This is a genomic window from Petrachloros mirabilis (assembly GCF_975968855.1).
In genome coordinates this window covers 1-7,235 of the sequence record NZ_CDLUDY010000258.1, presented here as the reverse complement: position 1 = coordinate 7,235, position 7,235 = coordinate 1, and the positions used below count along the sequence as shown (strand labels likewise).

Below are 7,235 nucleotides of genomic sequence, written 5' to 3'. Positions count from 1 at the left end.
TACAGAATGTACCCTGTCACGCTCGGGTCTGGGACCGCGTTCCAAGCTAAGGACAACGTGACACTTCCTGTGGCGCTTAAAGGTGCGCCTGGCGAGATGAGGGGGCCATTCAGATCTTCGCCGCCAGGACCACATGCCGGGAGAATGCAAGACGCAATAAAGATTGTAAGGGGGAGGATACGGGTGCGAATGGCAGTGCCATTCACGATGGCTAGTTTCCGAATATTTTCAAGGCACGAGGGTACCGAGAACACAAACATCACGAGCAATGCTTCCTCTCTCAAGAAAAGCTAATTGCAAAGTTGAGGGATTCGGTTGAAGCGAGAAGTGAAAGGTACCCGCTGCCGAACACATCGGGCTAGAGGCTCAGCAAGCGGCATGCCTCGTGTTAAAATGTGTAATTAATTATATATATTAATAAGTTAGAAGTTATTTATAAAGCTTGTCTTTAGGGGGAAATAAGGTAGGAAGTTGCCTCCATACGTAGTCCGTTTTTGAACAAGGTTGGGAAATTGCCGGTGTAATAGGTGATGTAAGTCGTGTTGGATCCTGGCCGGAGACTCTGACGAGAATCGGGAGGAAAAGGCAGCTATGATTTATGGCGGCATAATGGCCTGAAGGGCCTCACAACTGGGTGGTGTGGAGCGGACCGTGAAGACGCAGGGCTGAAAATTTCAAGCTGGCGCGGGTCGCTCTCGAAAGAATCGATACAACAGATAAGCGTTGATCCCGACAACTATGGAGAGGATGCCGTACGTCGTGAAAGGTGAGGCTAGATTCAATTCTCCCAATACGCGAGAAAGTCCAAACCCTACAATGAGGCCATCGAACGCCATGCAGATGCGCCTGAACATTTCAGGGTCCATCCAACGAATGAGGAAGGTCCCAAGAGGAATTCCGATGAGGACGCTTGGTACGATATACGGAATAATCTCCATGCTCCCTGCGCTGTACAGTCCAATGAAGTAATACGCGATTCCGGTTACGACTGATTCCGCGACTCGGATGACGCCCAGCGCAGCGCGAAAGTCTTGTTTCGCATAACCTTGATTGTTAAACAACAGCGCAAGTGGAGGTCCTGAGATTGTCGTGACCGAGTACAGTGTCCCAATTCCAATTCCAAACGGAACAGCAATGGTTTTCTCTGACTGAATAGGTTTTCGGATTCCTGCAGCCTGGAGCAAGATAAGTGGAAGCAGGAAAAAGTATGTCACGAATTTCACCCAAGCTGGATGAATGAAAGAGAGAATATAGCTCCCGATGCCGACGCCGATGACGAGGCCGATGAGTATCGGTGCGACGCGCCACCAGATACTCGATATGCTGCGACGGTTGATGAACAGCACGTAACTGTTGATGACGAGTTCGACGAGCACGAGGGCGGGATTCAAGATTCGATTTGTATAAAAGAGTAAGGCTACGGGAACGGTGATAGAGGAGAATCCATAGCCCAGCGCACCATTGACCGTGGCGGCGGTGAACGTGATAAGGACGAGTACGACAAGATCCATAATCACCCTTTCTGGGGAGAGCCTGCGGCAAAATCGGCGAGCGTGTAGTGATCCAAGATTCCGGCAATGGCATCACGGACCGTACTCATGACCTGTTGGACGGGGCAGGATGTCTTATCGGCGTACGGACAATCGTTGCACTTTTGGTAGGCGGTCTTGCTGACGCAGGCAATGGGAGCCAATGGTCCGTCAAGAATACGGATCACTTGACCCAAGGTAATCTGGTCAGGCGGTTTCATTAACCTGTATCCCCCGTTTACGCCACGTCGACTGGAAAGCAGCCCTGCTCGTTTGAGTGAGAGGAGAATTTGCTCGAGGAATTCGATAGGGATGCCCTGGTGTGAGGCGATTGCTTGCCTTTGAAGGGTTGCGTTCCCATGAGCTTGCGTAAGTTCGAGGAGCGCTCGCAAGGCATATTCGCTTTTCTTTGACAGTTTCATGTGAGAAAAGACAAAACACGAGTAAGTTAATCAAGTTTAACAAGAATAAAATGGTGATTGTGAGATAGTCAAGTCAATATACAAGGCAATGACTGGGAGTCTATATTGTCTTGGATTAACAATTTCAGCCGAACGGAGATGGCCGAAGATTCTATACAACTCATTGATCTGTGAGGCTGTTTCTTGACAGTTTCTACGTATTCCTGGTAGCTTCTGGCTCCTTTCTCGTGTGAGGACGACTACCCGTTGAATCAGAGGTTCAACTCCAAGTGACCTTCCAGGAACTGATCCTCACATTACATCGATTCTGGGCAGATCAAGGCTGTGTCATTCACCAGCCATATGATCTAGAAATGGGGGCGGGCACATTCCATCCTGCCACATTTCTCCGCTCCCTTGGGCCTGAGCCCTGGCGTGCGGCCTACCCGCAACCCTGCCGTCGCCCAACCGATGGCCGTTACGGTGAGAATCCGAATCGCTTGCAGCATTACTATCAGTATCAAGTCGTGCTCAAGCCTTCTCCAGACAATATTCAAGACCTCTATTTGGAAAGTCTCGCCCGGCTTGGCATTAATCCTAAACAGCACGATATCCGTTTTATCCAGGACGACTGGGAGTCTCCTACGCTCGGAGCCTGGGGGCTAGGATGGGAAGTTCGTCTAGACGGGATGGAAATTACTCAGTTCACATACTTCCAGGAAATCGGGGGCATCGAGTTGAGTCCGATAACGGGAGAGATTACATACGGGACCGAACGGATCGCGATGTACCTTCAGCAAGTGAACAATGTCTTCGACCTGGCCTGGACCGATCACATCAAGTACGGCGACATCCATCATGAGACGGAAGTGCAGTTCTCCCGCTACAATTTTGAAGAAGGCGATGTGAGCCTGCTTATGCAGGCCTTCCAGTCGTATGAAGGCGAGTGTAAGCGGTTGCTCGCGCGAACCGATAAGCGGCTGACCCTGCCGGCTTACGATTACTGCATCAAATCTTCGCATGTGTTCAACCTCCTTGATGCGCGCGGAGCGATCAGCGTAGCGGAACGGACTGGCTATATTGCCCGTGTTCGTGCCTTGGCCAGACAATGTGCGGAGCGATATATCGAAGAACGCACTGCCATGGGGCATCCGCTCATTGAACGTAGTAGGCCGACGAAGGGGCGTCGAGGCAAAGCAGAGGTTATCGGCCGGTAAGCTGTTGGCTATGAAGAAATCACCCACGAAGAAGCCCCACAAGAAACCAGCAGGACGAGCCGAATCGGGGGAACTCTTACTTGAAATTGGGACAGAGGAACTTCCCTATGAGTTTATTGAGCCAGCCCTGGATTCCCTCAAGCAAAATGTAGAGCGGGCGCTCGTGGAGGAAAGGCTTACCAGTCAATCCGTGAGGACATACGGGACGCCTCGGCGGTTGGTATTGGTAGTTACGGGACTTGCTACTCACCAGGCGCCTGTTGTCAAAGAGGCGATAGGGCCTTCGAAGAATGTGGCTTTTGATTCGACAGGACAACCCACCAGAGCAGCCATCGGTTTTGCGGCAGGCCAGGGAGTCTCGGTGGAAAATTTGCAAGTCCGGCAGACTCCCAAAGGCGAGTATCTTTTCGCTATCAAGCAGGATACGGGTCGCCCTACCAGGTCGGTCCTGGTCGATCTTCTTCCCCAGCTCATCGGGCAACTCTCTTTCTCGAAAGCCATGAAGTGGAATGAGACCGGCGTGCGTTTTGCCAGGCCGGTGCGATGGCTTGTTGCATTGTATAGTGGGCGTCCGTTACCGATAGAAGCGGCGGGGATCAAGGCAGAGGATCGTACGTTTGGACATCGTGTACTCGGAGGTGGCCGGTCGATCAGAGTTCGGGATTTTAAGAGTTACCGCCTGGGGCTTGAACGACATGGTGTGCTGGTTGAGCCGGATCTGCGCCGGACTGTCATTGAAGGGCAATTAGAAAAACTCTCTGCCAAGGCCGGTATCGCAGTGAATGCCGACGCTTCCTTGCTAGATCAAGCCGTCCATACGACGGAATGGCCATATGCGGTTCTGGGTAGTTTCAAACCGGAATATCTGGCCGTGCCGTCCGAAGTTCTGATGACCTCGATGAAGGAGCATCAAGGGTTTTTCTCGGTTCGCAATAAGAAAACGGGCCAGCTGGCGCCTTACTTCATCGCTGTAGCGAATAATCAGTTGAAAGATATGTCACTAATCAGGGCCGGAAACGAGCGAGTGCTGGCGGCGCGGTTGGCTGATGCCAAGTTCTTTTTTGACGAGGATCGTAAGACCAAATTGCAAGAACGAGGCAAAAAACTCAGCGGCGTCACGTTCCATCAAAAGCTTGGGACCATGGCGCAGAAACAAGAGCGGGTCAGGAGATTGGCACGATTCATTGCAGAACGGATTCCGGATAACGAAGGGGTGACGCAGGCCTGTGACCGAGCTGCGGTTCTGTGTAAAGCCGACCTGCTTACGGGGATTGTCGGGGAATTTCCGGAATTGCAGGGCATCATGGGCGGTGAATACGCGAAACACGAGGGAGAGCCCGAATCAGTCAGTCAGGCCATTCGTGAACAATACCTGCCTCGAGCACTCGAAGGGGAACTGCCCCAATCATCGCCTGGTCGGATTCTGTCGATGGCAGACAGGCTCGACTCCATCGCTGCGTTTTTCCATGTCGGCATGGTCCCGACTGGTTCTGAGGATCCTTTCGCCCTTCGTCGGCACGCCACGGCAATTGTCCGCATTCTGTTGGAAAGTCAATTGCGGTTGGACTTGAGTCCCGTCATTGATCAGGCGAGAGATGCAGTGCGGGAACAAGGGTTCAAATCGGTTCCCGATGATGAGGAGCAGGGGAAACGGCGGATTGTTGATTTCCTTTTTGAGCGGGTTCGTCACTATGGGCGAACGGTCCATGGGCTGCGCGAAGATGCCATGGAGGCGGTGTTGCGCTCAGCATCGACATCAAGCCTCGACCTCGTCGATCTGCTGCTCAAAATGAAGGCCCTGCAAACGGTGACGACGAAGCCGGAGTTCGATCCGTTGATCATCGGATTCAAACGCGCATCTCGTATCGTTGAGAAAGAACGTTGGGAGCGAAAGCCGGTTGTGCCAGCCCTATTTCAAGATTCAGCCGAGACAGAACTTCATCGGCAGATGGAGTCTTGCCGAAAAGATTTTGACCAGGAGATGTCCCAGGGCTGTTACGACTCGGCGTTGGAGGCGCTTGTTCGCCTCAAGCCCGCGATCGATGCATTTTTTGCGGGAGTCATGGTGAATACAGAAGACGCAGTTCTCAGGGGGAATCGCCTGTCGTTACTCAAAGATGTGGAGGAATTTTTCAAGTCGTTCGCCGACTTCTCGAAGATTATGGTACAAGGGAGCTAAGCGGAGCACGCGGGGTGATGCCTCCAGCCTTACCTCAAATGAATCAGCAGTCCGTTGAGGACAATCGGGCTGCAAAAATCCGTCGATATTCGATGGCAGTGACTATCGGGCTGATCGTGTTGTGTAACTGCATCCTCCTCTTCGGTGTGTGGGTCAGCGGGGTCAATCTCGACGAGTTGATTAAGACGCCGGACCTGTTTGATTCCGAACAGGACATTTGTTTGCGGTTGACCTGGCAGCGGGTGGCTGGCGCTGCCGAACCGGTTCGGCTTTGTTCAGAATGGATCAACTTAGCCGATCCATCGGGTAAGCCGCATGTGTTAGCCAAGGATGTGAAGGTGCAGCAGGGGCCTGACGGGCACTATTATTTTGATCAAGGGATTCAGGCTGACTTTCGACTGTTGGGGATGGCGTTGTTTGTCGTGGCGGTACTACTGTTCGGGCTATGGGCAAGAGGGTACCTCGTCGCACGTTATCGCTTGCAGCTCGACTTGGTCGAGCCGCGAGGATGAATTAGGTCTCCACGGCGGGTGGAGCAGAAGGAGAGGGTACGCGTGGCAAAGAAATACGTCTACTACTTCGGCGACGGCAAGGCTGAGGGAACTTCGAACATGAAGGAATTGCTGGGCGGCAAGGGGGCTGGGCTCGCCGAGATGACGAACCTGGGTATCTCCGTGCCTCCAGGATTTACGATCTCGACCGAGGCCTGTGTCGAGTACTACAAACTCGGGAAGAAGTATTCAGCGGGTATGTGGGAAGCCGCCTTACAGGCACTCAAGCGTGTCGAGCGTTCGATGGGAATGGGATTTGGCGATCCGGAGAGGCCCCTCTTGGTCTCGGTCCGTTCCGGGGCACGAGCCTCCATGCCGGGCATGATGGATACCGTGTTGAATGTCGGGCTCACGACCAAGACCGTCGAAGGGCTGGCGGCCAAGACACGCAACGATAGGTTTGCCCAGGACAGTTACCGCCGGTTCGTTTCGATGTTCGGCAGCATTGTGATGGGGGTGCCGCGAGAACATTTCGAAGCCATTCTGAAACACAAAAAAACCGAAGTCGGAGTTGCTCACGAAACGCATTTGGATGCCCGCCATCTTCGAGAATTGGTGGCCAGTTTCAAAGCTCTAGTGAAGGAGGAGACAAAGAGAGAGTTCCCTGACGAGCCGCTCGATCAATTGCGCATGGCGATCAACGCAGTCTTCTCATCCTGGTTCGGTGCCCGCGCCATCACGTACCGGAGGCTCTACGGAATCCCCGATTCGTGGGGGACTGCGGTGAATGTCGTGGCAATGGTCTTCGGGAACATGGGTGAGACGAGCGGTACCGGAGTGGCCTTCACACGTAGCCCAAGCTCGGGCGAACACGCGTTCTTCGGGGAATGCCTGATGAACGCCCAAGGCGAAGATGTCGTGGCCGGCATCCGTATCACCGAACCGTTGAGCAACCTGAAGTCCGTCATGCCGATACTGTATGGCGAGTTTGAGGATATCGCCGGCAAACTGGAAGGCCATTACCGTAACATGCAGGACCTGGAGTTCACCATTGAGAATGGCAAGTTATGGCTGCTGCAAACGCGCGATGGCAAACGCACAGCCCAGGCGGAAGTGCGCATTGCGGTGGACATGGTCGAGGAAGGCTTGATTTCTAAGGAAGAGGCGGTCAAACGAGTTCAGCCCGAACAAGTCGACTTCTTCCTGCATCCCCAACTGGATGAAGAAGCCCGCAAGGCGACCCAGCCTTTCGCCAAGGGGCTCAATGTTTCACCCGGCGCGGCCGTGGGCGTGGTCGCTTTCGACGCCGATACCGCTGAGCGTTGGGCCAAAGAAGAAGGCAAACAAGTGATTATGGTCCGGCCGGAAACTAAGCCGGACGACGTACACGGTATGTTGGCGGCCCGAGGTATCTTGAC

The 7,235-nt window shown here is 53.4% G+C and carries 6 protein-coding genes; 4 read left to right on the top strand and 2 right to left on the bottom strand.

The window, feature by feature from the left end:
* Window positions 1-674: 674 nt before the first annotated feature.
* Together ACWVCN_RS10985 and ACWVCN_RS10980 are read right to left on the bottom strand one after the other, a co-directional pair.
* On the bottom strand, window positions 675-1,511 hold the full coding sequence (locus ACWVCN_RS10985; protein WP_455245743.1) for a sulfite exporter TauE/SafE family protein: 837 nt from the start codon (window positions 1,509-1,511) through the stop codon (window positions 675-677).
* A 2-nt stretch (window positions 1,512-1,513) separates the two neighbouring features.
* Window positions 1,514-1,951 (bottom strand): RrF2 family transcriptional regulator, encoded by a 438-nt coding sequence (locus ACWVCN_RS10980; protein ID WP_455245742.1) that lies wholly within the window; start codon window positions 1,949-1,951, stop codon window positions 1,514-1,516.
* 269 nt (window positions 1,952-2,220) lie between these two features.
* Between ACWVCN_RS10980 and ACWVCN_RS10975 the strand changes: the two genes are divergently transcribed.
* The 4 genes from ACWVCN_RS10975 to ACWVCN_RS10960 form a co-directional block, all read left to right on the top strand.
* Window positions 2,221-3,147 (top strand): glycine--tRNA ligase subunit alpha, encoded by a 927-nt coding sequence (locus tag ACWVCN_RS10975; RefSeq protein WP_455245741.1) that lies wholly within the window; start codon window positions 2,221-2,223, stop codon window positions 3,145-3,147.
* Between the two features lie 10 nt (window positions 3,148-3,157).
* Window positions 3,158-5,326 (top strand): glycine--tRNA ligase subunit beta, encoded by a 2,169-nt coding sequence (gene glyS, locus ACWVCN_RS10970; RefSeq protein WP_455245740.1) that lies wholly within the window; start codon window positions 3,158-3,160, stop codon window positions 5,324-5,326.
* 17 nt (window positions 5,327-5,343) lie between these two features.
* A complete protein-coding gene (locus ACWVCN_RS10965; RefSeq protein WP_455245738.1) occupies window positions 5,344-5,838 on the top strand; it encodes a hypothetical protein in 495 nt (164 codons plus the stop codon).
* Between the two features lie 42 nt (window positions 5,839-5,880).
* Window positions 5,881-7,235 (top strand): pyruvate, phosphate dikinase (locus tag ACWVCN_RS10960; protein ID WP_455245736.1); only part of this gene is annotated, 1,355 nt, incomplete at its 3' end.